This is a genomic window from Pseudactinotalea sp. Z1739 (genome assembly GCF_049725055.1).
Classification (GTDB): Bacteria; Actinomycetota; Actinomycetes; order Actinomycetales; family Beutenbergiaceae; genus CALKWS01.
The window spans coordinates 1-24,505 of record NZ_JBMPQA010000003.1 but is presented as its reverse complement, the minus strand read 5'-3'; the positions used below and the strand labels follow the sequence as shown (position 1 = coordinate 24,505).

The window sequence follows — 24,505 nt, the reverse complement described above, 5'->3', positions numbered from 1 at the left end:
AGTGGCCAGTGCCACAGCACCGGTGCCTGTAGCGACGTCGGGCCAGCACGTATCCTGAACGCAAGGGGCTACCCGTTGTAGTGCCTGCTGTCGGAAAGGAACTCCCGCGTTGGCTTCGAAGAGCATGGACAAGACCGCACGCCGCGAGGCGGCGCGCGCCCAGGCGGAGATACTGCGGAACCAGGCCCAGGCGCAGGACCGCAAGCAACGCATCATCATCGGTGTGATCGCTGCGGTGATCGTCGTGCTGATTGCGGTGGCCGGGCTGATCATCTGGCAGTCCTCCCAGCGCACCCTGTTCAGCGACTTCGAGGGCGAGGTCCCCGCCGGTGCGAACGACCGCGGTGGCTTCGTGGTCGGTGCCGAGGGAGTCGGCAGTCCGAACGAGGACGCCGTCGAGGTGCAGATCTACCTGGATTACTCCTGCGTGTGGTGTGAGCGGTTCGAGGAGGTCAACGGCGCCGACATCGCCGAGATGACCGACGCGGGTGAAGTGACCGCGATCTACCACCCGGTGGCCTATCTGAATGAGTACTCCGTGCGTGCCGGTGCGGCGATGGCCGCGGTGGCCGATCGGTCACCGGAGCACCTGGTCGACTTCAACGAGCAGATGTTCGCAAGCCTGGAGCCGGGTGCCTCGGACGAGCAGATCATCGAGGTCGCCGTCAGCGTGGGCGTGCCCGAGGACGTGGCGAACACGATCACCGACGGCACCTTCACCGAGTGGGTGCAGGTGGCCAGCGACCAAGGCCGACGGGACGGTGCGATGGGCACACCCACGATCTTCGTCGACGGCACCGAGGTCGACGCCGAGCAGGAGGGCCAGAACTGGCTGAACCCCGGGGAGCTCCCGGAGTTCATCCGCTCCCAGGCGTAGCACCTGGCAGACTCACTGGTGCGCCTGCGGTCCGGAGCCGCAGGAACCCGCCACCTTAGCTCAGTTGGTAGAGCACCCGCCTTGTAAGCGGACGGTCGTCGGTTCGAGTCCGACAGGTGGCTCTCTCTAGCCCTCTGACCTGCAGTGATACTGACTCGCTTCGTAAGTGAGTGAACGTGAATCGCGGGCAGTGAACGCTTAGTGAACGAAAACGCCGCAGATCGCATCCCCGGGTGTGTCGCCCTCATCCGGCGTGGTCGACGCGGTGTCGATCCCACAGCCAAGCCAGCACGTCTGTTCGACTGGTAGGTGTGACAGGTGAAGGCAGGTATCCCGATCGCGTACCCCTTCGCACCCAGTACCCATCGGTGCCACCGCGTGCCGTGGGGGAGCCGGTACGGGCCCTGGAGCCTCACGTGCCTGTGCGTGCGTGGGTGCTGCACCGCCGGGACGGCTGGCAGAGGATCGACGGCGAGGCGGTGGCCTACACGCCGCGAGCAGGCCGCGTGGCGTACGTCGATGAGCACGGCCGGACGGGCGCCGTATGGGTGTGGGCCAGTGCGATCGAGCGGTCGGGGGACTCCTAGACCACCGTTGGCTTCCTGGCGCGTGATGCGAGATGGGCCCCGCATATCGGGTGCATGAGTCCCTCGCACCGGTCACGATGTTTCTCATGCGGGTCGGCGATGTGGACGGTTTCGGGCGCTACGGCATGCTCGACGAGACCGCTGCGGGGCTGCTCTGCCACGAGTGCGGTCGTCGCTTCATGCACCTCGGTCTGCACGCCTTCAAGGGGCACGAGATGACGGCCGCTGAATACCGTCAGGCGCACGGACTGGGAGGGCGCCGGTTCGTGGTAGACGCGACACGGGCGACGATCACCGCGAACGCTCAGAAGTTGTTCTCCAGGAAGGAGGTCTTCACTGCGAACCGGGACCCGGCTCGGGCAACCAAAGCACGGTCGGCGATGGAAGCGACCCATTCACCCGCCGGTCTGGAGGCGATGCGAAAGACGAGGGTGGACCTCAACAAGTCGCGTCGTCTCGTGGTGGTAATCACCTGTGAATGGTGTGGCGCGCAGTTCTGCCCGCTGCAGAGAAAGAAGTTGAAACGCAGTTCTGCTCCTACTCCTGTTCGGCCAAGGCACGCTGGGCTCGATGAGGACTGCGCCGGCGCGTGTGGTCGGCCAGACCGACGGGTTAGGTGTACCCGGCCTTCAGGTTTGGTAGCAGGCGGCTGATCGGAGGTTGTCCTGCGAGTGCGCTGTGGCGGCGTTCAGTGTTGTAGTGCTCGAGCCATGGCGCAAGTGCTGCTGCGCGCTCGTCGTTGGTGGCGAAGGCCTGCCGGTATGCCCATTCGGTGGTGAGGGTGCGGTTGAGGCGCTCGACTTTGCCGTTCTGCCAAGGACAGTGGGGCTTGATGAACTTCTGCATGATGTCGTGGGCGGCGCAGACCTCGCGTAGGGACCAGCGGTAGGACCAGGCGTTGTCGGTCATTAGTCGCTCGATCCGGCTGATTCCGTGCGCGACGAAGTACTCGATGGCGCGTTGGAGGAATGCCGCGCAGGTCGGTCCCTTCTCGTCGGGCAGGATCTCGCTGTAGGCCAGGCGAGAGTGGTCATCGACCATGGAGTGCACGTAGTCGTAGCCGACCTTGGCCTTGGGGTCACGGCTCCGATTGGCCCGGCCGTGTGCCCACCAGCCACCACCGTGGGGGATCTTGCCCAGTTTCTTGACGTCCATGTGGACCAACTCCCCGGGCCGGTCGCGTTCGTAGCGGACCGCGGTCTGTTGGAGGAGCGGATCACCTCTCCGGTGATCGGGTCGCACTCGCGCAGGTAAGGCACGTTGTGGCGGCGCAGGATCCGCGAGACCGTCCGCGGCGGGACGCCGACCTTGGGTCCAAGCACATCAGCGCCCTCACCGAGTTCGCAGCGGGCGGCGAGCACTTTCTGCTCGACCTCGACGCTGGTGCGGGTGGGCATCGAGTGGGGACGCGAGGACCGCGTGAGCAGCCCAGCGTCTCCTTCTGCAGCAAAGCGATCGATCCACGTCTTGACGCACATACGGAACACTCCCATCGCCGCAGCGATGTGGGCAGGCTCGCCGCTACCAACTTCCTGGCCGGGTGCATCTAGTCCCGGTGCCAGTTGGTCAACCCGATCCAAGATCCGGCTCTTCCCGGCTCGGTCAACGCAGCGGTAGGCCCGCGCCTTCCTCTTGGTCGCTGCCTTGCGCCGACTCGACGCCAGTTCCATCCACGATGATGCTCGCGCGAAGGTCGTGGCCTGCGGCAACGACATCTACGGCCGGAGGTTCTTCCCTGAGGCAACGACCCCGCACACGCGGAGGTCTCCGATGAGTCAACCCGGACTCCTTGCCATCCGAAGTCGCATCCACCATTATGGACGACATGCCCAATCCAATTGTGGACGTGACGTCCATTTCGGGGTCAGCGAAGACTTTGGTCAAGGGCATTGCGCTGATCGATCAGATCGCTCGGAGCGGTGAACCCCTACGGCAAGAGGAACTCGCGGCCCGCGCCGGGCTGCCCCGCAGCACCACGATCCGGCTTGTGAACGTGCTGTGCGAGATGAACGTGCTGCGCACGGACCGGCATGGTGCCTATGCGTTAGGCCCGAGGTTGGCCTCGTGGGGGCAACTGTTCATCGACACCCTCGATGCGGTGCAACTAGGCCAGGACCTGCTGAACGACCTTCGGGACAAGACCCAGGAAACCTGCTTCATGGGCGTTCTCGATGGTGCCCAGGTGCTCTACGTCGCGGCCGCGCTCAGTCCGCAAGCCGTGCTTCCACGCGCCAACGTCGGTTACCGCAACCCGCTGTACTGCACCGGCATCGGCAAAGCACTGCTGGCGTTCTCCACGCCGGAGAACCGCGACGAACTCCTCGATCAGACGCAGTTGGAGCCACGGACCGAGAACACCATCACGGATCGTCAGGAGTTGGAGCGCCATCTGGCGATGGTGCGCGAGCGTGGATACTCCACCGACGAGGCGGAGAACGAGCCCGGGGTGCGCTGTGTGGCCGCCCCAGTCTACGACCATACCGGGAACCTCGCGGCGGCCCTCTCGGTCTCGGCACCGGCCTACCGCTTCAGCACCGACGACATCACCGCCCTGGCACCTGTGGTGCAAGCCAGCGCAGTTGAACTGTCGGCGCGCATCGGACACTCGAACAGCACTGCACCAGATTGAGTGATCCCCGCCCGGGAAGATTCCGGGCGGGGCCCAGCCCCCATCGTCAAGAACCCCGGAAGCCGCCACGGCGGCCCAACAGAAAGGTAGTTGCTCTATGTCACAGCGGACCGAGCAGGATGAGTCCTGGCGCGGAAAGATCGGCAAACTCGACCAGGAGGAGTTGGACGCCTTCCTGCACACCGGCACCATCGCCCGGCTCGCCTGCCTGGACGGCGACGGCTGGCCCTACATCGTGCCCTGCTGGCACGAGTGGGACGGTTCGGTGTTCTGGGTCGTCGCCCGGGAGAAGTCCAAGTGGGCCAAGTTTCTCGCGGACAACGAGCGCGCAGCGATCACCGTGGATGAGGACGGCACCCAGCGCAAGGTCGTTGCCCAGTGCCGGGCGACCATCGTGGAGGAGCCCAACCTGGGCGGACAGTGGGTCTCGGTCGCCGAGCGCATGTCACTGCGGTACCTGGGCGAGAACGGCCCGAAGTACCTGCAGCCCACCATCGACAAGCCGCGCTGGTTGATCCGGCTGGACCCGTTCACGATGCAGACCTGGCAAGGCGTCGAATGGGCAGCCCGCTACCACTGAGCACCTGCTCAGCGGTGCAGGCGCAATAGGGTTGACAAGGAAGGCATCGAGTGGACGTAATCGACCTGGCACAGCAACTGATCCGAACACCGAGCCCGGTGCGCGACGGCGACGAGACCGAAGTCGCCGCGCTCATCCAGCGGGTCCTCGAGCAGGAGGGGCTGCCCCGAGCGCAGGTGATCGACGCCGATCCGGCGCGCCCGAACCTGGTGCTCACGCTGGATTTCGGATCCGGAGGTCGCCACCTGGGGTTGTGTGGTCACATCGACACCAAACCGGTGGGTGGCGCGCGCTGGACGGTCGACCCGTTCGCTGCCGAGATCGATGGCGACCGGCTCTACGGTCTGGGATCGGGCGACATGAAAGCCGCCGTGGCGGCGATGCTCGTGGCCGTCCGGTCCCTGACCACAGCCGGTGACATCACCTCGGGCCGGCTGTCCCTGATCCTCACAGCCGATGAGGAAGACGGCGCCGTCTACGGTGCCCGTCACCTCGCCGAGACGGTGGATCTGGGCTTGGATGCGCTCGTCATCGGTGAGCCCGGCGGGATCCACACCGACTACGACCGGCTACACGTTGTCAGCCGCGGCCTGGGCCGGTTCCGGGTCACCGCCCAGGCCAGGCAGGGACATTCCTCGCTCACCTCGCAGTTGGCCTTCCGCAACGCCGGAGTGGATATCGCCCGCGCGGTGGCGCACCTAGCGAACGCCTTCAACCCCAGCACACCGGCGAACCCCGATGAGGTGCGCGACTGGGAAGCGACCATCAACCCCGGAATGGAGTTCACCACCGGCTACGGCTACGGGGTCCTACCGGAGGTGATGAGCGTCACCGTGGAGATCCGCACGCTGCCCAGAATGGACGCAGCGCAGACCCTCGCGGAGTTGCAGACCTGCCTCGCGGCGTTATCGCAACAGACCGGGGCCCAGTACTCGGTCACGTTCGATGACGAGCCGCGCCACTGGTTGCCCGGCACACAGGCCAGGGCCGCCGATCCGGTGGTGCGGGCCGCTCAGCGCGCGTCGTCGACCGTGCTCGGCAGCGACGTGCCGCTGGCCGTGTTCCCGGGTACCACCGACACCAGTTGGTTCGCTGTGCACCACCCCGACCTGCCCGCCCTTCCCGCGTTCGGCCCCGGGTTACTGCGCCGCGCCCACGGTGCGGATGAGTGGGTGTCCGTGCGCGAGGTACGGCGCACGGTCGACCTCTACGAAGCGCTGGTGCGCGAGTACCTCAACCCGGCGAACGGCGACGGTCGATGACCACAGCGACGGCTCCGGACACCGAACGCCGGAGATTTCCGCGGGCGGGGATGAGCGCGCTCGCCCCCCTGACCGGGATCGTGCTGGTGCTGGTGCTGGCAGCCCTGACCACGCCGTCGTTCTTCAGCACGTCCGTGCTGCGGCTGGTCCTGTTCCAGATCGGCGTAATCGGCATCATGGCGATCGGTCAGACCATGGTGCTGCTGCTCGGCGGCATCGATCTGTCCCTCAGCGCGGTGGTCTCGATGACCTCGGTGGTGCTGGCCATCTACACCGGCGGCAGCGATGAGCGGCTCATGGTGGGCGTGCTGCTGTGCGCGGTGGTCGGCCTGGCGGTGGGGCTGCTGAACGCCGGTCTGGTGGTCGTGCGCTCCGTACCACCCTTCGTGGCCACCTTCGCCACCTTCGTGCTGTTGCAAGGCGTGATCATCGCCTGGACCCGCGGGGCACCCTCCGGCCGCATACCGCCGGGGCTGGGCTGGCTCGGGTCCGGCCGGGTGCTTGGCATCCCGGTGCCGGCACTGCTGTTCATCGCGATCGCCGTCGTCGCCGGCTTCATCCTCGGCCGCACCACCGGCGGGCGACGGCTGTACGCCACCGGGCTCAATCCCGATGCCGCTCGCATGTCCGGGATCCGGGTCGGGCTGGTCACCTGCGTCGGGTACGTCGTTGCCTCCCTCACCGGGGTGCTCGCCGGACTCATCAACGCCAGTTTCATCGGCTTCGTCGACTCCGCCCTGGTCGGCAGCCTGGACCTGAACTCCATCGCCGCTGCGGTGATCGGCGGCATCGCCCTCGCCGGGGGCAAGGGGCGCATCCATCAAACCGTGCTCGGCACCATACTGCTGGCGGCACTGCTGACCTGGTTGATCCAACTCGGCGCCGGCGGTGGTGCCCAACTCGTTGTCTCCGGCAGCGTCATCCTGCTCGCCGTCTGGCTGCAGAAGCCCACCCTGAACCTGCGGCGGCACCGCCGCCACAATCCCCAGCCCGCCCCCGGGCACACCTGAAAGGAACATCATGAGAACACACCGGAGTGTTACCCGTCTGTCGAACAGCAGGAAGTCATTCGCCGCGCTGGCCCTCGGATCCGCCCTCGCACTCGTGCTGGCATCCTGTTCCACCGAGCAGGAGGGTGGTGGTGGCGGCGGCGATAACGGCGCCGGGGCGCAAGAGGATTGCATCAATTCCGAGGGCGCCCAGGAGGAGTACCGCGCGGTCTGGGACTCCACGGCGCAGGCCTTCGGACTCGAGGACTTCGAACCGGTCGATGAGGAAGTCTGCGAGGTGGATGCCTCCGAGTGGGCGGCCGAACCCAAGCAGGGAGACACCTACCGGATTGCGCTGGCCGCGCAGGGACCCACCAACTCCTGGGGCGTGATCAGCGAGGAGGCCTTCCAGTACCGGGCAGAGGAACTGGGTGTGGACGTGCTGTACGCATCAGCGCACGGAGACGCCACCGACCAGGTCGACAACATTCAGCAGTTGGCCAGCCAGGACCCCGACGCCATGGTCGTGGTGCCGATGGGTGAAGGGATCTCCGGTCAGGTCGATGCCGCAGTCGATGCGGGCATCCCAGTGGTGCTGTGCTCGGGCATCCTGCCGGACACCTCCCAGGCCGTCTCCACCGTCACCCGCCAGTACGACCTGCTCGGGTCGGCCTACGCCGAATGGATCGCTGAGGAGATCGGCGGATCCGGCCAGGTCGCGATCCTGTCCGGTCTGCCGGGGGTTCCCACGGCTGAGTACCAAGTGGCCGCGGCCAAGGAGACCTTCGAAAACTACCCCGATATCGAGATCGTCACTGAACAGTTCACCGAGTGGTCCCCCACCGTGGCCAAGACGGTGGCGCAGAACCTCATCTCGGCGCACCCGGACCTGGACGCCATCTGGTCCGACTCCGGGTACGGGGCGATCGGCGTCATCCAGGCCTACCAGGAGGCAGACCTGCCGGTGCCACCGATCACCGGGGATGCAATCAACGACTTCCTGATGGCCGCCGAGGGTACCGACACCACGTTCGCGCTGAGCACCTTCCCCCCGGAGATGAGCACCACGTGCCTGGAGACCGCGCTCAGCTTGCTCGAGGGTGAGAACGTCCTGAACAAGGTCTACATCGACTCCGAGAGCTTCACCCACGAGACCGCGTCGGAATACATCCGCGAGGACTGTGACGGCAGCCTGCTGGTACCCACCGAGGTACCCGAGGACCTGCTGGTGTCCCTCGGGCTCTGCGAAGGCTGAGGACCTCACCTTTATGACCGCTCCGTATGCTCTGGACGCCCGGGAGATCTCTGTCCGCTTCCCGGGCGTCCAGGCGCTCGCTGACGTCGACCTGAGTCTGCGCCCCGGCAGGGTGCACGCCCTGCTCGGGGAGAACGGCGCCGGAAAATCCACGCTCGTGAAGATCCTCACCGGCGCCCAACGCCCGGACACCGGCCGCCTTCATCTCGAGGGGACGCCGGTCACCTTCGAAGCACCACAGGACGCCCTGGCCCGCGGCGTGACCGCCGTGCACCAGGAACTGACGGTGCTTCCGGATATGACGGTACTCGACAACGTGATGCTGGGCCATGAGGAGCAACGACGCGGGGTACTGCGGCCCGCCGAGCAGCGGCGGGCCGCAAACCGGGCGATGGAACGCGTCGCCCTGCACGACGTGCGCCTGTCGACCATCGCCGGTGGATTGTCCCTGGCGAACAAACAACTCCTGGAGATCGCCCGCGCACTGGTGCGGCGCAGCCGGGTGCTCATCCTCGATGAGCCCTCCGCGGTGCTCTCCGGGGACAAACTCGAAGCGCTGCACACGGTGGTGCACGACGTCGTCGCAGACGGTGTGGCCGTCCTGTACATCACCCACCTGCTGGATGAGGTGGAGCGCCTGGCGCACGACGTGACCGTACTGCGCGACGGCCGGATCGTCTCCACCGGGATCGCCGAGCAGTACAGCACCGACCGGATCATCCGGGAGATGGTGGGCCGCGAGGTCGATGCCATCCACCCCACACCCCCGGCCGCCCAGAAGGAGATCGCCCTGAGCGTCCAAGGCCTGGTGCCCCGACACACCGATGCACCCCCGGTCGACCTACAGGTGCGCCGCGGCGAGATCGTCGGCATCGCCGGGTTGGTCGGCGCCGGACGCAGCCGCCTGCTTCGCACGATCGCCGGAGTGCGCGCCCGGCAGGCGGGAACGGTGCAGGTCCGCGGCCGGGACCTGCCGGACTCGCTACGGCGGGCCGTGCGTGCCGGTGTGGTGCTGGTACCCGAGGAACGCAAGCGCGACGGGTTGATCCTGGACCTATCTGTTGCCGGGAACATCACCCTGACCCGGTTGCGGGCCATCAGCAAACTCACCCTCGTCCAGCCGGCCACCGAACGCCGCCTGTACCAGGAGTCCCAGCAGACACTCGGGATCCGCGCCTCCGGCCCCGGGCAGATCACCAAGCAATTGTCCGGCGGCAACCAGCAGAAGGTGGTGCTGGCCAAGTGGCTCGGAGTCGAACCCACGGTGCTGCTGCTCGATGAGCCCACCCGAGGTGTGGACGTAGGTGCCAAGGCGGAGATCTACGAGATCATCAACTCCTTAGCAGCCGCCGGGCTGAGCATCCTCATCGCCTCCAGCGACCTGCCCGAGGTGATGGGCCTGTCCCATCGAGTTCTGGTGTGTCGACGCGGCAGCATCGTCGGAGAGGTGCCCGGCGGATCACACGACCTGGAACGTGCCGAGGAGATCATGGAATTGGCCACGGGAGCACAGCAGTGACCACCACCACCGCCACCCGCGACACTCCCCGGGCCCGCACCGGGTTCGTCAACGACCTGGTCCGCCGCGGGGCAGCGGTCTGGATCATCGTCGCCCTGTTCGCGGCGACCTTGACGGTGATGCGCGGAGGCGCGCTGTGGACCACCGGGAACCTCGCCGCCCTACTGACCAGCGCCGTCGTGCTGGGCCTGGTGGCCCTGGGTCAGCACGTGGTGATCCTGTCCGGAGGCATCGACCTGTCCATCGGGTCGCTGGTCACCCTCATCACCCTCTGTACCGCAGTCTTCATCAACGGCTACCCGATCCGCACCGCACCGGTGATCATCGGGGTGCTGATCCTGGGCGGCCTGCTGGGCGCGGTCAACGGAGTACTGGTCGCCAGACTCGGGATGCCGCCATTCATCGTCACCCTGGGCACCCTGTACCTATTCAACGGGATCGCCCTGCTCATCTCCAGCACCCCGGCCGGCCAGGTCACCTCCGTGCTGTCCCGGATGGCGATCGGACGGATCGGCCCGCTGCCCTACATCTTTTTCCTGCTGCTGTTCGCCGTCCTGCTCGTGTGGGCGCTGCTGAACCGCACCGCCTGGGGACGGCACGTCACCGCCGTCGGCGGAGACCTGGAAGCCGCGCGCTCCGTGGGTATCGACGTCGACCGGGTCCGGATCAAGGCGTTCCTGCTCGCCGGTGTGCTGGCGGCACTGGCCGGGATTATCCTCGCCGCCCGGTCCGGGCTGGGAAGCCCCACCGCCGGTGAAGGACTGGAACTGAGCGCGATCACCGTTGTGGTCCTCGGTGGCGCCTCCCTGCTCGGCGGTCGCGGTGCGCTGCTCGGCACCATGGGCGGAGTGGCGCTGCTGTCGCTGATCACCAACTCGATCACGATCCTGCAATTCCCCTCCACCATCACCGACCTCATCCGCGGGGTGATCATCATCGCCGCCGCCGCCATCTTCGTTGCCAAGACCAGGAAGTAGCCCATGGCCCTCATCGTCGATGCACACGCCCACGTCTTCGCCGCCAGCGACCAGGACCCGCGGCAAACCAACGAACTGGTGCCCGCCGACCGGTACGCCACGATCGAGGATTACCGGGACCGGTTGAACGCCGCCGGGGTGGACAAAGCAGTGCTGGTCCCCCTGGATGAGCACGACGCGTACGTCGCGGCCCAACTGGCCCTCCACCCGGACCGGTTCCGTGCCATCGCCGTCGCCTCCGCGGCTGACCTCGGGCGCACCGGGGACGATCCGGTCGACCACCTGCGCACCCGGCGCGAGACCTTCCCCTTCGCCGGGATCCGCACCATGTGGTTGGGCGAGCCCGGCACACCCCTGGCCGACTCCCCGATCCGCCCGATGCTGGCCTACATGGAGACCGAGGGGCTCATCCTGTGGAGTTACCTGCCCCCGGACCAGGCCCCGCTGCTCACCGAGGTGGGCGAGTTGTACCCGGACCTGCGGGTTGTGCTGAACCACATGGGCTTCACCCCGCACGATATGCAGGTCGACCGGCACTCCCGCCCATGGTTCGCCACCGGGCTGACCCCGCAGCGGCGAGCGGAGGTTGAGGCGCTGGCCCGGTTCGACTCCGTCCACCTGATGTTCTCCGGTCACTACGCCCTGTCCCACCAGCCCCATCCGTACCCCGAGGTCCACGAGGCCGGTGCCGCCCTGGTGGCGGCATTCGGACCGGAGCGGACCCTGTGGGGCTCCGACTGGCCCTGGATCGATCAGGAGCCCGGTTACCCGGCCACCTACGAGATCGTGAACCTCGCCCTGCCGGATCTATCGCACGGAGAGCGGGCCATGATCCGCGGCGGCACCGCCCAACGGCTCTTCGACTTTTCCGCCTGAGGCGGGCTATTTCACCATCCGCACGACAGAAAGCACCGAGGTCCCCATGCCCAAGGTCTCCCCGCACGCGGCCAAAATGCCCCGGTCCGGAATCCGCCGGATCATGGACGCCGCCTGGCAGATCGAAGAACCCGTCATCGGGTTGCACGTCGGTGAGCCGGAGTTCACCGCCGCACCCCACGTGCTGCAAGCCGGCAGCGACGCCTACACCGACGGCCAGACGCACTACGTGCCGAACGCCGGCATCACGCCGCTGCGGGAGGCCCTCACAAGGAAACTGGACCAGCACAACCAGATCCGGGTCGAGTCGGACCAAGTGGTCATCACCGCCGGGGGGATGCAGGCCCTCCAAGTGGCGACGGCCATGACGGTCGACCCCGGGGATGAGGTCCTGATTCCCGAACCAGGATGGCCGAACTTCCGGATGGTCGTAGAACTGTCCCGCGCCACACCGGTGCCTTACGAGTTGCGTCCCGAGGACGGTTTCCTCCCCCGGGTCCAAGCACTGGCCGAGTTGGTCACGGAGCGCACGAAAGTACTGCTGGTCAATACCCCGTCCAATCCGCTCGGCACGGTGATGCCCGCGGCGCTGGTGGAGGAACTGGTCCGGTTCGCCGAGGCACACGATCTTTGGCTTATATCGGATGAGTGCTACGACGGCCTGACCTACGTCGTGCCGCATGTGAGCCCCGCGGTGTACGACACGGCCGGTGTGGTGCTCAGCGCGTTCAGCTTCTCCAAGACCTATGCCATGACCGGGGTCCGGGTGGGTTACCTGGCCTGCCCCCCAGAGGTGGCCACGACCGCCGCCAAACTGCAGGAAACGATCATCTCCTGCGTCAACGCTCCGGCCCAGACGGCGGCCCTGGCCGCCCTGAAGGGACCCCAGGAGCACACCGAGCGAATGCGCGCAGCCTACGACCGGCGGCGGTCGCTGGCGATGGGCTGGCTGCAGGAGCAGGGGGTGCCTTATCTGGAGCCGCACGGCGCGTTCTACATCTGGTGCGATGTGCGGCAGGTCGCGAACGAGCCGGTCGCTGACTGGGCGTTGCGGCTGTTGCGCGAACAGCACGTCGCGGTGGCGCCGGGCACCACGTTCGGCCCGATGGGCGAAGGGTGGGTCCGGTTGTCCCTTGCCGCTTCCGATGATGACGTCCGCGTGGGCATCGAGCGGATCGGAGCCATGAAATGAGCCGTACGGAATCAGCAGCGCGCACCGCAGTGGTCACCGGAGGAGGCAGCGGGATCGGTGCGGCTGCGGTGACCCGGCTCCGGGCCGAGGGGCACCGGGTGTTCAGTATCGACCGCGAGTCGGGGGCCGACCTGGTGGTGGACGTCACCGATGAGGCAGCCGTCCAGGAAACTGCCGCGCAACTTGGGCCGGTAGATATCCTCGTCAACTCCGCCGGGACGGTGGGGCCGAACAAGCCACTGCTGCAGACCACGGCCGAGGAGTGGCGACGCACCTATGATGTCAACGTACTCGGCACCGTGGCGTGCATGCGGGCATTCGTGCCGGCAATGGTGGAGGCCGGGTGGGGCCGGGTAGTCAATATCGCGAGTATCGCGGGTAAGGACGGGAACCCGAACCTGGCCGCGTACTCGGCCTCGAAGGCGGCCGTGATCGCGCTCGGGAAGTCCGTCGGGAAGGAACTGGCGACGACCGGTGTGCTGGTGAACACCGTGGCGCCTGCGGTGATCGCGACGCCGATGAACGAGGACACCGCTCCCAACGTGCTGGAGTACATGACGAGCCTCATCCCGATGCAGCGCAGCGGGACCCCAGAGGAGGTTGCTGAACTAATCGAGTTCCTCGCCTCCCCACGGGTGAGTTTCTCCACCGGCGGGGTCTACGACATCAGCGGCGGGCGAGCCACCTACTGAACCGGTCGCTTTGACTGCGGCAACATAGCCGCCCATTGGGGCGCAGAGACGTGGGCCGGGGTCCGCGCACCATTGGCCGTCGCGGGTCGCGGTCGGTGCGGTGCTCGCGCACCAGACGCAGCAGGAGGACCTCCTCATCCGGGGTGAGTGCGCGCACCTCGCCACGGGAGCGCCCCGCCGGCGGTTCCAGTTCACGCGCCGGATTGACCTGGATGGCGCCCTCGCGCACCACGTAGGAGAGTGCCTGCCGCAGCACCGCACTGGCGTTCTTCACCTGCCCCGGTCTGACCTCGTGGAGGGCGTCGATGGCGTCGGGGATGGCCCGTGGCGTCACCTCGTGGAGCGAGAGGGGTCCGATAGCCGGTGAGAGCCGTCCCGATGCGCTGCCGTAGACGCGAAGGATCTGCTGACGCCACCTACCGCGGGTCTCGGCGTATGTGAACCAGGCGGCCACGGCATCTTCGAGCCTTGTGTCCCCTGTGATAGCCCCGCCCGTGCTCACGACCCGCACGCGTAGATGACGCCGCATCGCCCGTCGTACCGCCGTCTCGGTCTCTGCGTACCGGCGCACACGGCGGGTCTGCCCGTCGGTGTCCCTCACGTAGACGGTCGCCTCCCAGCGACCGTCTGGCAGGCGCTGGACGTTCCATTTGTCGCTTGTCTCTCCGATAGCGAGACGGGGTCGTCCACGTCTGCTCACGCCGCGTCCCGATGCCGGCCTATCCAGGCACGTACCTCGGTCGGCTTCGCAGCTCGCCACCGAGTCGGTATGCGGGTGGCAGGTCAACGGTACCCTCGCTCCTCCAATCATGGATTCGGCGCGCGGTGACGTTGAGACATTCAGCCAAGTCTGACGTGGTCATCAGGGGTTTGGGCTGTACTCGTTGGGTTCCATGCAGTCTGGGTGTGCGGCCCTGATTGGCTCTCGTCACGCTCATCTCACGTCCCTCCACGGCGAGCGGCTCGCAACCGGGGGACCCCGGGCCCTTCTGGTTCGCACCTGACCCTGCTCTGGCTTGCAGGCCCGCTGTCCCACGCGCCCCCCGCCCCCCCCCGCCTCCCCGCACCGGGTGATGAAGAGTCGATGAAGAATCCCGCGCCGCCGCTGCTGGGCTTGCTGCCGCCGGGACGGGCGTGATTATCCTCCCTTAGCCCCACGCGATGAGCCGGCCAGTTGCGCCTGGGACCTTCTTGCCCGCTAGCCAACTCCAGCAGAGGGAGACCGTTCGTGATACCCAGGACGCGACTCGCCGTCGTCGCCGGCGGGGTTGCCATGGCCCTCGCCCTTGCCGCGTGCGGTGACGGAGCACGAACCACACCCGATGAGCCGGCCCCGGGCTCCGCTGTGGAGGAGACGACTGACAGCGCATCGCCGACTGAGGTCGAGGGCGTGCACAACGACGCGGACACGATGTTCGCGCAGATGATGATCGTGCACCACGAGGGCGCCATCGAGATGGCTGACCTGGCCCTGGAGAAGGCTGACAGCGAGGAGGTGCGCTCCCTGGCGGAGCGGATCTCCTCCGCGCAGGGCCCGGAGATCGACGAGATGACGTCCTGGCTGGAGGCATGGGGGGAGGAGACCTCCCCGACGGGCGGCATGGAGGGCATGGACCACGGCGGCATGGAGATGGAGGGCATGAGCCAGGAGGAGGCCATGGCCGAGCTGGAATCGCTGTCCGGCGCCGAGTTCGACCGGCGGTTCCTGGAACTGATGATCGCTCACCACCGCGGCGCGGTGGACATGGCACAGGAGGAGCTCCACGGCGGGGAGAACCCACAGGCGCTGGACCTGGGCCAGAAGATCGTCGATGACCAGGAGCGTGAGATCGCGGAGATGGAGCAGTTGTTGGAGACGCTCTGAGGAGTGCGCAGGAGGGCCGGGAGTCGAGCCCGGCACCATAGGCCCTCCGGTGGCAGAACCGGCTACAAGGAGATGGTATGGGTTGGCATGACATGGGTTCGTGGGGCATGGGCTGGGGCTGGCTGTTCCTCGTCCTGCTTGTGCTCGGTGTCGCGGTGCTGGCGGTGGTGCTGGTCCGGCTCCTGTCCGGGGGTGGGCAGGGTGAGCAGCGCAACCCGCCGCCGATGCGGGGCGGCCGCGCGCTGGAGGTCCTCGATGAGCGGTACGCCAGGGGAGAGATCGACTCCACGGAGTACGACGAGCGGCGCCGGCGCCTCGAGGGCCCCGAGGACTGAGCGGTGGAACCGATCACCCGCCGGGTGGCGCTCCGGCTGGGGGCGCTAGGGGCCCTGGGGGTGGTCGTAGGCGGGGTGGGGCTGTCCCGCACCGGCCTCCCCTGGGCCGCCCTGCCGGCCCCGCTGCGCACAGCGACGCGCGGATCCGAGACGTTGACCGAGCCCGAGGTGGTGCGCAGCCGGGACGGGCTCCTGCGCGTGGAGCTTGTCGCGACCCCACGGGAGACAACCATTGCCGGCAGGCCTGCCCGGGTGCTGACCTACAACGGCACTGTTCCGGGGCAGACCTGGCGGGTGCGTCCCGGGGACCGCATCGAGGTGCTCCTGCGCAACGAACTCGAGACGCCGACCAACCTGCACACCCACGGCCTCGTGGTGTCCCCACGGGACAACGGGGATAACCCCTTCGTCAGTGTCGATCCGGGGCAGAGCTTCGAGTACCGTTTCGACCTGCGCGAGGACCACCCGACCGGGGTGTTCTGGTACCACCCTCACCGCCACGGCACGGTGGCCGACCAGGTCTTCGGCGGTCTGTACGGTGCCCTGATCGTCGAGGGCGATGAGGTGCCGGTCAGCCGGGAGCGGGTCCTCGTCGTCTCGGACATTACGCTGGATCGCGACGGCGCACTCGCGTCGGCGTCGACAGCGCAGGTGATGATGGGCCGGGAGGGGGACCTTGTCCTGATCAACGGCCAGGTCCGGCCAGAACTCACCGCCCGTCCGGGAGAACGGGAACGCTGGCGAGTGATCAACGCGTGCACATCCCGCTACCTGCACCTGGCCCTGCCCGGGCAGGTTCTTGCGTTGCTGGGCATCGACAGCGGCCACGAACCCGCAGCCCGGGAGGTCGAGCAGGTGCTGCTGGCTCCGGGCAACCGCGCGGATCTGCTGGTGACCACCCGCGGGGGTACCAGCGAGCTGCGCTCGCTCGGGTACGACCGCGGCGCGATGGGCATGATGATGGGCGGTGGGGACCTGTCAGGCCCCGCCGTCCTAGCCACCCTGGCGGTCTCCGGGGACGAGGCCGCCGCGGTGGGGCCGGTGCCCGAACGACCTGCGGACCCTGACCTGCGCAACCGCCCGCTCGATGAGCGACGGGAGATCGCCTTCACCATGAACATGAGCGGGGGGATGATGGGTCCCGGCCGCAGGGGGATGATGGACCTGGGCTTCGACGGACGCCCCTTCGACGCCGACCGGGTCGACCAGCAGGTCGCCGCCGGGTCGGTGGAGGAGTGGACCATCACCAATCCCACGCCGATGGATCATCCCTTCCATCTGCATGTGTGGCCCATGCAGCTCCTCGAGACCGACGGCGAACCGGTGTCAGAACCGACCTGGCGGGATGTCGTCAACGTCCCCGCCAACGGCCGGGTCCGGACGCTGGTGGACTTCACCCACCACCCGGGCCGCAGCGTGTACCACTGCCACATCCTCGACCACGAGGATGCCGGGATGATGGCAGTGGTCGACACCCGCTGAACCCGACGGCCACACGAGCGCATGGCCCCATTCCGAGGAGCCGACGAGCATCACCCAGAAATCGTGACCGCCCACATCCGCATGACGGCGAAGGTGAACGCCAGGAGCGCCCGCGGCGGACCCGGAGAGCACCGGCAGCCAGCGGCACCATGGCGGGCGGTGCCGCAGAACCAGCCCGCGTCCCTCGGCCGAGCAGCGCTCGAGGGTCCACGCCACCATGAAGAACCAATGAAGATCCCTGCCCGCTGCGGTCAGATCGGGAATGGAAAACTTCTCGCCTGCCTTACTGCTGACGAGATACCCTCTAGGGGTATATGGAGCAATGGAATGAGGGGTTGCCATGGGTACGCCATCAAGTCACGACCACGCAGGCCCCCGGCCACGCGACGGCCAGGAGCACACCGCGCACGCCGACCACGACTCGGCTTACGGTGTCGCGGCCGGGTATGAGGCCACGCACGGGCAGGCGTTGCCCACTGAGGGCGGGGGTGTCACCGACCCGCTGACCGCTGCGGGGCACGACTCGGCCGCGGACCACGGGCACGACAGCGGGCACGACGCGCACGCCGGCCACGGAGGGCACGGCGGTCATGGCGACCACGTGGCCATGTTCCGTCGCCTGTTCTGGGTCATGCTGGCCCTGGCGGTGCCCACGGTGCTGCTCAACGGGATGTTCGCCGACCTGCTCGGCTACGCGCTGCCCGACCTGCCGGGTGTGGAGGCGGTCTCCCCGGTGCTGGGTACCGTGATCTACCTGTGGGGCGGGCGCCCCTTCCTCACTGGCGCGATCGGTGAGCTGCGCACCCGCAGACCGGGGATGATGCTGCTCATCGGGATGGCGATCACCGTCGCCTTCGTCGCGTCCCTGGGGGCCAGCCTGGGGCTGTTCACCCACGAACTGGACTTCTGGTGGGAGTTGGCGCTGCTCGTCGTCATCATGCTGCTCGGACACTGGCTGGAGATGCGCTCCCTGGCGCAGACGTCCTCCGCCCTCGACTCCCTGGCCGCGCTGCTGCCCGACGAGGCCGAACGGGTGGAAGGGGACTAGGTCATCACGGTCTCCCCCGCCGAGTTGCGACTCGGTGACGTGGTAGTCGTCCGCCCGGGCGGACGAGTGCCGGCCGATGGTGAGGTCGTGGACGGCGGCGCGGACGTCGATGAGTCGATGATCACCGGTGAGTCGCGGCCGCTGCTGCGCACCGTGGGAGACCACGTCGTGGCTGGCACCGTCGCGACCGACAACGCCTTACGGGTTCGAGTGTCGGCCGTGGGGGAGGACACCGCCCTTGCCGGCATCCAGCGGCTCGTGGCCGAGGCGCAAGCCTCCACCAGCCGCGCCCAGCTCCTCGCGGACAAGGCCGCCGGGTGGCTGTTCTGGTACGCGCTCATCGCCGCCGCAATCACCGCCGTGGTGTGGATGTCCCTCGGGGTTCCGGACAGCGCACTGGTCCGGGCGATCACCGTCCTGGTCATCGCCTGCCCCCACGCTCTGGGCCTGGCGATCCCACTCGTCGTGTCCATCTCCACCGAACGCGCTGCCCGCGGCGGCGTCCTGGTCAAGGACCGCGGCGCCCTGGAGCGGATGCGCGTGGTCGACACCGTGCTCTTCGACAAGACCGGCACCCTGACCAAGGGCGAGCCGGCCCTCACCGACGTCACGAGCACCGGAGCGTATGAGGTGGAGGAACTGCTGCGCCTGGCGGCGGCCGCCGAGGCCGAGAGTGAGCACCCGCTTGCCCGCGCAGTTCTCGCCGCGGTCCGAGACCGCGGGCTGCAGGTTCCGTCGGCCGCCAACTTCAGGGCGGCGACGGCCGTGGGGGTACGCGCCACCGTCGAGGGCCGCGAGGTCCAGGTCGGCGGGCCTGCGCTGCTCTCCCAGTACGGCGCCGAGCCGCTGGCCGCGACAGCGTCCTGGGCACAGTCCGGTGCCACCGTCCTGCACGTTCTCGTCGACGGCCAGGTGGCCGGTGCCCTCGCCCTGGCCGATGAGGTCCGCGAGGAGTCACGGCAGGCGATCGATGCCCTGCACCAGTTGGGCATCCGGGTCGTCATGATCACCGGTGACGCCGAGCCGGTGGCCCGGGCTGTGGGCGCCGAACTGGGCGTCGACCAGGTCTTCGCCCAGGTGCGCCCGGAGGACAAGAGCGAGAAGGTCGCCCAGCTGCAGCAGGAGGGCCGTATCGTCGCCATGGTCGGGGACGGCGTCAACGACGCCCCGGCGCTGGCTCAGGCAGACGTCGGGATCGCGATCGGAGCGGGCACCGACGTGGCGATCGCCTCCGCCGGCGTCATCCTGGCGTCTGACGACCCCCGGTCGGTGCTGTCGGTCATCCAGCTCTCCCGTGCCGGGTACCGGAAGATGAAGCAGAACCTGTGGTGGGCTGCCGGCTACAACATCGCGGCCGTGCCCCTGGCCGCAGGTGTGCTGGCCCCGGTCGGGTTCGTCCTACCCATGTCGGTCGGCGCGCTCCTCATGTCCCTGTCGACCATTGTCGTGGCGCTCAACGCCCAACTGTTGCGCCGCCTGGACCTCAGCCCCGAGACCAGCACCGCCGCGGCGCACGGCGCACCTCGGGTTCCTTCCGCCGACGGCTCACGGGCTACTGGGGATCGCGAGGACGTGGTTGGGGCGCATCGTCACTGACGCGGCCAGGGTGTGCCATGCACCGGGCGATCCTGCTGCCCTACGGCCTGCCGACGGGGGTGGAAACCTGCGCTGTAGTCCTACTGGCTGGTGATCCACGTATCCGCGTCAGCGCCGGCCACTGGTTGGTGAGGTGATCTCGCTTGGCCTGGGCGCCGAAGAGCCGCAGGCGACGTCCCGGCCCACCTGCTGGTCCGTGCTGCTGGACGACTTCCCCGCCGGGGCGACCCTGCAGCGGTTGTCCTATCGGCTCAACGCCGTCGGCCTGGTGGCGAGTTCATCGCCGCCGGCGCAGCCGCACCCGCAACAATGCCTCCAGCGGCCCGCGGGAGAAGAAGTGCCGCCAGCCCACCGCTGCGCCTATCAGCACCAGGGCCATCACCGCCGTGGTGACCAGACCCGCCGGCGCGGTCCCCGGGCCGGGACGCACTACCTCCGCGATGCCGAACAGGTGCACCACATACACGGTCAGCGCCAACTGACCCGTGGCCACCAGCGGCCAACCGAAGCGGCCCAGGTACGGCAAAACCAGAAGTGTCAGGCCCAGCACCGCCACGGCCGAGGCACTGCCCCGGATCAGCCACAACGGCATCTGCGAATGTGCGGCCGCCGAAAGGAACCAGTCCACACCGGGCTCCCCATCCGGCCGCCCCAGGAACGCTTCCAACGCCCGGGAGCCGAGTTCGGCAAGCAGGGTCAGCACCACTCCGGCCACAGTCAGCCGTATCTGGACGCACCGGTCTTGCAGGCGCAACCTGCCCAGCCACATCCCGAACAGGAACGGCCCGAGCCAGGTGATCACCGGGTACGGCCCGGTCAGGAATGTCGAGGCCACGATCTGCCCGGGCGCATCCAGTAGCGTGGCGGGCTCCCGGTCGAAGACCTCACCGGTTCTGAGTTGGACACCCAGCCACACCAGTGGTCCAGCGGCAGTTGCCGCGATCGAGGCGGTCAGCAGCAGCCATGAGGGGGCCCGCACCACCACCAGTCCCACGAGAAACAGCACCGCATAGGTGGTCAAGATCACCTTGGCGCCATGACCCGCCAACTGAGTGCTCAGCCCGATCAGGCTCAGCAGAACCGTCCGCCACAACACCTGCCCCCAGGGTGGCGCGGCACCGTCGCGGGCCCGGCGGGTCAGGAACGAGTACCCGATCCCGGCCAGCAGCACGAACAACAATGAAGCCCGCCCGTGCGGCAGCCGCATGACCAGCCCGGCGATGCCATCGTCATAGAGCGGACCGACGTTGACCGCGAGCATGCCCAGGATGGCCAGCGCCCGCGCCGCGTCCAGTCCGATGACGCGGCTATGGGGTGCGGCGGCTTGCCCGGCGTCGCTAGCCGCGTGCGCCGCGCTCACCGGTGCGCCGTCCTGCTGCTCCGAGATTGGCACAGGTTGTGACCGCGACCTATATCAGTTGGAGGGTGGTGAGGCAGGTGGCGACCTCGTCGGTGGTGGAGAACTCGGCTGTACCCGTCAGGCCGTCATGGTTGACCTTGATGGTGCCCTGCAGATCGCGTGGCAACCAGAAGCCGGCGAAACCGTTCGCATAGGTCGCCAATTCTTCATCGATGAGCACTTCGGCCAGTTCCTGCTGCCCGTCGGAGAGCACCAGTTCATCGGGCCGGATGGAGGCGATGTAGTCGGTGGGGCGTTCCTTTCCACCGAGCCGGTCCAGGTGGTCGATCATCTCTGCGACCTCCATGCCGGCCAAGTCATGGGTGGCGAGGAACGCGGCTTCACCACCTCCGGCGGTGGGCTCGGAGGCCGGATCCAACGAGGAGCAGCCGGCGCGGATCAGCACCAGCGCCGCCATTCTTTTCATGTTCTTCCACCGTCCTAGTGGGGGTCATCCAGGCAACCACTGCGCCCGAGATTCTCGGCTTTTCGTCTCGAATCAGGTGCCTTCTGCAGCGCAGGCGGCAAGGTCTCGGCCGCCCCGACGCTACGACAGGAGCGGCGGGCGTGCAGTCGCCGAGGCGGGGGATGACGATGAAGGTTTGATGAAGCATTCGGTAATGCCGTGATCTAACCGTGATCTGAGGGTTCGCGGTATGTATGTCAAGGGACAGTGGGAACTGCCCAGGGGCGGTCGTGATGCCTGCCCGTTGACGGTCACGAGATCTGCCCGGTGATGGCCATGGGATCTGCCCAGGGTTGGCCATCACCGGCCCCGGGTGTCAGGTCAACGGGCTCACCCCCGCTCCTGATAGTGCCTGGGCCAGACGGATGGACTCGCCACTGGTCTGGCAGACGTGAGCGTGGTGCAGGAGCCTGTCGACCGTCGCGGTCGCGATGGTCTTGGGCATCAGCTCGTCAAACCCAGCCGGGTGCAGGTTCGAACTGATCGCCACCGAGCGTTTCTCATAGGCAGCATCGACCAGGCGGTAGAGGCCCTCGGCGGCTTCCTCGGCAACCGGCAGGAGTCCGATGTCGTCGACCACGACCAGATCCGCTCGCAGCACCCGGGCGATGGCCTTGGTGATGGTGTCATCGGCGCGGTGACGTCGTAGCAGGGCGCCCAGGTCCTCCAGGGTGAACCAGGAGACCCGCAGGCCCTGCTCGATGGCCTGCTGGCCGAGGGCTTCGAGGAAGAACGACTTGCCGGTGCCCGAGGGCCCGTAGATGACGAGGTTCTCCTTGCGCCCGACCCACTCCAAGGTTCGCAGCGCCTGCTGGGTGGGTGCGGGGATGGAGGAGGCTGCGGTGTCCCAGGCTTCGAAGGTCTTGCCGGTGGGGAACCCTGCCGCGGTGCGCCGGGTGGCAAGGGCGGCGCGGTCGCGGCCGGCGGCCTCCTCGCGCAGCAGTGCCCGTAGTACCTCGGCGGGTTCCCAGCGTTGGGCCGTGGCGGTGGCCAGTAACTGTGGGGCGTGGCCGCGGATATGGGGCAGGCGCAGCCGCCGCAGCATCGCCTCCAGGTCATCGGGCAACTGTGGGGCCGGTGGCACTCCCAGCGACGGGACGCCGGTGCGGCTCGTCGTGGCGCTCATCGGAGCACCACCTCTTCCTCGCCGATGGCCTCGTCGCCGGCGGCAGCGTCGTCGGTGGCGGCAACTTGCCCGCCCAGTGCCGCCCAGGCAGCGGTGCCCTGGGTCAGGGACCGTTCCTCGCTGGCGCGATGATGCTGGCTGCTGGTGCCGGTGGCGCGGTGGTTCAGGATGGAGGGCAGGTCGGCCTCGGCGAACCGGCCGTGGACGGCGGCGTGGCCCAGTGCCCAGTCGACCTGACCGGCCTCGAAGAGTTTGGCCAGTGCTACCGCCTCGGCCATCTTGACGCGCATCTTCGTGGTGCCCGCAGCGGCGGCCTCGGTCAGCCACAACCTGGCCCCGGGTCCCAGCGCCAAGAACTCCCTCTCGGCAGCGTTTCGGGGGCGTGGTTGGCGCTCCAGCGCGCCTTGCGGTGCGGGTGGGAAGTGCTCGTCGTTGATCTTCGGCGACCCTGGCGCGGCGCGCAGGTGACGGGCGACTTCCCGCGGTCCGGACTCCTGCAGGTGGACGATGACGACCTGCTGGTCGGCGCCGGTGCCGTAGGAGCGCACCCATACCATCTGTCCCAGCAACTGGTGCGGGACGGAGTACTGCCCGCCGTCGTAGGTCACCATCGGGGTGGTGGCCGGGACCTTCCTCGTAGTGCCGAACGCCACCGTGTGAGGAACTGGCGGTAGCGCGTGCAGCCGGGTGCGTTCCTCGGCCAGCATCTGGTCCGGGGCGCGGCGGGTGGTGCGATGAACGCGGGCGTTGACCTGCTCACCAAACCGCTCGCATGCCGCCTCCAGCTCGGCGAATGAGCCATACTCGCCCAAGAGGTTCGCCTCGGTGGGCACCAGGTCGGCCTTGGCGATCTTCACCGCGTTCTCCGTGCCGCCCTTGCTCGCGGGGTCTGCCGGCTGGCAAGTCAGCACGGTGACGCCGTAGTGACGAGACCAGGCCACCATCTGCGGATTCCGTACCGCCATACCGGCCACGTGCTCCACGGTGACGGTCTTCTCGTTGTCGGTCAGCACGTAGGTGGGGGCGCCGCCCAGTCGGCGGAAGACCGTGTCCAGCGCGGCGAACACGCTGGGGAAGGTCTTGTCCAGCAGCGGGACCACCACCCGGAACCGTGACCAAGCCAACCACGCGCACAACAACACCGTCTTCGCGCCGTCGATCACCGGCCCATCGCCGAAGTCGTACTGTAACCACAGCCCCGGCTCGGTGACCCAGGGCCGGTGCACCCGGGCGTTACCCAACTTGTAGGACCGGCGCACCGCCGCCACGGCGCGTCGGGTAGTGCGCTCCGAGCCCTCATAGCCCATCGCAATGAGCTTGTCGTGGGCGACGTCAGCGCGGACCTTGCCGCGGCTATGCTCCATCCACTCCTCGACCTTGGGCAGGAACGCATCGATCAACTGCGCCCGGGCCACCGGCCGGTCACTCAACGCCCCGGCATCGCGGGCCCGCACGTACCGGGCCACCGTGTGGTGAGAAACCCCGGCCAGCACTCCGGCGTCTCGATAGGACTGTGTCAGGTCGAACGCTTCTAGAATTTCCATGATCTCCTCGGCAGACTTCATGTAACCCTCCTGGGGGCGATAGGCGCTTCAGCACCGCTATCGCACCCCAGGAGGGGCCCCAACCGCCGCAAGCAGCGCGGGGCGCAATGTCGTGTCGGGCAGATCCCATGACCGTCAGCGGGCAGTTCTCACGTCCGCCACCGGGCAACTATCTGGCCGTCTCCGGGCAGTCTGCCGTGGCCGCTGACA

Annotated in this window: 20 protein-coding genes, 1 tRNA gene and 2 pseudogenes; 17 read left to right on the top strand and 6 right to left on the bottom strand. The window is 67.9% G+C overall.

The genetic code is table 11. The features are described from left to right. Positions 1 to 109: 109 nt before the first annotated feature. From ACO0LV_RS04500 to ACO0LV_RS04490, 3 genes are all read left to right on the top strand, one after another. A complete protein-coding gene (locus ACO0LV_RS04500; RefSeq protein WP_424786680.1) occupies positions 110 to 877 on the top strand; it encodes a DsbA family protein in 768 nt (255 codons plus the stop codon). A gap of 49 nt (positions 878 to 926) precedes the next feature. Further along, positions 927 to 999 (top strand) — tRNA-Thr (locus tag ACO0LV_RS04495). Positions 1,000 to 1,293: 294 nt separating this feature from the next. Beyond that, positions 1,294 to 1,464 carry a hypothetical protein gene (locus ACO0LV_RS04490; protein ID WP_424786679.1) on the top strand — a complete coding sequence of 57 codons (171 nt, stop codon included), beginning with the start codon at positions 1,294 to 1,296 and terminating at the stop codon, positions 1,462 to 1,464. Between the two features lie 612 nt (positions 1,465 to 2,076). Here ACO0LV_RS04490 and ACO0LV_RS04485 read toward each other — a convergent pair. Beyond that, a pseudogene (locus ACO0LV_RS04485) lies at positions 2,077 to 3,026 on the bottom strand (IS481 family transposase). A gap of 263 nt (positions 3,027 to 3,289) precedes the next feature. Here ACO0LV_RS04485 and ACO0LV_RS04480 point away from each other — a divergent pair. From ACO0LV_RS04480 to ACO0LV_RS04435, 10 genes are all read left to right on the top strand, one after another. Then, positions 3,290 to 4,093: an IclR family transcriptional regulator gene (locus tag ACO0LV_RS04480; protein WP_424786678.1), complete on the top strand. Its 804-nt coding sequence runs from the start codon at positions 3,290 to 3,292 to the stop codon at positions 4,091 to 4,093. A 97-nt stretch (positions 4,094 to 4,190) separates the two neighbouring features. After that, positions 4,191 to 4,673, top strand: a complete 483-nt coding sequence (locus tag ACO0LV_RS04475) for a pyridoxamine 5'-phosphate oxidase family protein (RefSeq protein ID WP_424786677.1) — start codon at positions 4,191 to 4,193, stop codon at positions 4,671 to 4,673. 50 nt (positions 4,674 to 4,723) lie between these two features. Continuing rightward, positions 4,724 to 5,935, top strand: a complete 1,212-nt coding sequence (locus tag ACO0LV_RS04470; RefSeq protein ID WP_424786676.1) for a M20 family metallopeptidase — start codon at positions 4,724 to 4,726, stop codon at positions 5,933 to 5,935. 50 nt (positions 5,936 to 5,985) lie between these two features. Then, on the top strand, positions 5,986 to 6,945 hold the full coding sequence (locus ACO0LV_RS04465) for an ABC transporter permease (protein ID WP_424786675.1): 960 nt from the start codon (positions 5,986 to 5,988) through the stop codon (positions 6,943 to 6,945). A 10-nt stretch (positions 6,946 to 6,955) separates the two neighbouring features. Beyond that, positions 6,956 to 8,179 carry a substrate-binding domain-containing protein gene (locus ACO0LV_RS04460; protein ID WP_424786674.1) on the top strand — a complete coding sequence of 408 codons (1,224 nt, stop codon included), beginning with the start codon at positions 6,956 to 6,958 and terminating at the stop codon, positions 8,177 to 8,179. Positions 8,180 to 8,192: 13 nt separating this feature from the next. Beyond that, a complete protein-coding gene (locus ACO0LV_RS04455) occupies positions 8,193 to 9,698 on the top strand; it encodes a sugar ABC transporter ATP-binding protein (RefSeq protein ID WP_424786673.1) in 1,506 nt (501 codons plus the stop codon). Next, positions 9,695 to 10,675: an ABC transporter permease gene (locus tag ACO0LV_RS04450; protein WP_424786672.1), complete on the top strand. Its 981-nt coding sequence runs from the start codon at positions 9,695 to 9,697 to the stop codon at positions 10,673 to 10,675. The genes ACO0LV_RS04455 and ACO0LV_RS04450 overlap by 4 nt, the downstream gene beginning before the upstream one ends. A 3-nt stretch (positions 10,676 to 10,678) precedes the next feature. After that, a complete protein-coding gene (locus ACO0LV_RS04445) occupies positions 10,679 to 11,551 on the top strand; it encodes an amidohydrolase family protein (protein WP_424786671.1) in 873 nt (290 codons plus the stop codon). Between the two features lie 46 nt (positions 11,552 to 11,597). After that, positions 11,598 to 12,743, top strand: a complete 1,146-nt coding sequence (locus ACO0LV_RS04440; protein WP_424786670.1) for a pyridoxal phosphate-dependent aminotransferase — start codon at positions 11,598 to 11,600, stop codon at positions 12,741 to 12,743. Next, positions 12,740 to 13,435: an SDR family NAD(P)-dependent oxidoreductase gene (locus ACO0LV_RS04435; protein WP_424786669.1), complete on the top strand. Its 696-nt coding sequence runs from the start codon at positions 12,740 to 12,742 to the stop codon at positions 13,433 to 13,435. The genes ACO0LV_RS04440 and ACO0LV_RS04435 overlap by 4 nt, the downstream gene beginning before the upstream one ends. Here the strand turns inward: ACO0LV_RS04435 and ACO0LV_RS04430 are convergent. Next, positions 13,410 to 13,889, bottom strand: coding sequence for a hypothetical protein (locus ACO0LV_RS04430; RefSeq protein ID WP_424786668.1), 480 nt, complete (start codon positions 13,887 to 13,889; stop codon positions 13,410 to 13,412). The two genes, ACO0LV_RS04435 and ACO0LV_RS04430, sit on opposite strands and share 26 nt — an antisense overlap. A 774-nt stretch (positions 13,890 to 14,663) precedes the next feature. On the opposite strand from ACO0LV_RS04430, the gene ACO0LV_RS04425 reads away from it, so the two are divergent. The 4 genes and pseudogenes from ACO0LV_RS04425 to ACO0LV_RS04410 all read left to right on the top strand — a co-directional run bounded on the left by ACO0LV_RS04425 (position 14,664) and on the right by ACO0LV_RS04410 (position 19,760). Continuing rightward, a complete protein-coding gene (locus ACO0LV_RS04425) occupies positions 14,664 to 15,299 on the top strand; it encodes a DUF305 domain-containing protein (RefSeq protein ID WP_424786667.1) in 636 nt (211 codons plus the stop codon). Between the two features lie 77 nt (positions 15,300 to 15,376). Continuing rightward, entirely contained in the window at positions 15,377 to 15,634 is a 258-nt protein-coding gene (locus tag ACO0LV_RS04420) for an SHOCT domain-containing protein (RefSeq protein WP_424786666.1), read from the top strand. A 3-nt stretch (positions 15,635 to 15,637) separates the two neighbouring features. After that, complete coding sequence (locus ACO0LV_RS04415; RefSeq protein ID WP_424786665.1) at positions 15,638 to 17,116, top strand: multicopper oxidase family protein; 1,479 nt, start codon at positions 15,638 to 15,640, stop codon at positions 17,114 to 17,116. A 340-nt stretch (positions 17,117 to 17,456) separates the two neighbouring features. Then, positions 17,457 to 19,760 (top strand): annotated as a pseudogene (locus tag ACO0LV_RS04410) (heavy metal translocating P-type ATPase). Positions 19,761 to 20,037: 277 nt separating this feature from the next. Here the strand turns inward: ACO0LV_RS04410 and ACO0LV_RS04405 are convergent. From ACO0LV_RS04405 to istA, 4 genes are all read right to left on the bottom strand, one after another. Then, the gene (locus tag ACO0LV_RS04405) at positions 20,038 to 21,153 is read right to left on the bottom strand and encodes a heparan-alpha-glucosaminide N-acetyltransferase domain-containing protein (protein ID WP_424786664.1); all 1,116 of its coding nucleotides are present in this window, start codon (positions 21,151 to 21,153) and stop codon (positions 20,038 to 20,040) included. Between the two features lie 16 nt (positions 21,154 to 21,169). Further along, complete coding sequence (locus ACO0LV_RS04400; RefSeq protein WP_424786663.1) at positions 21,170 to 21,586, bottom strand: CueP family metal-binding protein; 417 nt, start codon at positions 21,584 to 21,586, stop codon at positions 21,170 to 21,172. A 355-nt stretch (positions 21,587 to 21,941) separates the two neighbouring features. Then, positions 21,942 to 22,751, bottom strand: coding sequence for an IS21-like element helper ATPase IstB (istB, locus tag ACO0LV_RS04395; RefSeq protein WP_424786662.1), 810 nt, complete (start codon positions 22,749 to 22,751; stop codon positions 21,942 to 21,944). Next, positions 22,748 to 24,316, bottom strand: a complete 1,569-nt coding sequence (gene istA / locus ACO0LV_RS04390; RefSeq protein ID WP_424786661.1) for an IS21 family transposase — start codon at positions 24,314 to 24,316, stop codon at positions 22,748 to 22,750. The genes istB and istA overlap by 4 nt, the downstream gene beginning before the upstream one ends. Positions 24,317 to 24,505: the final 189 nt, after the last annotated feature.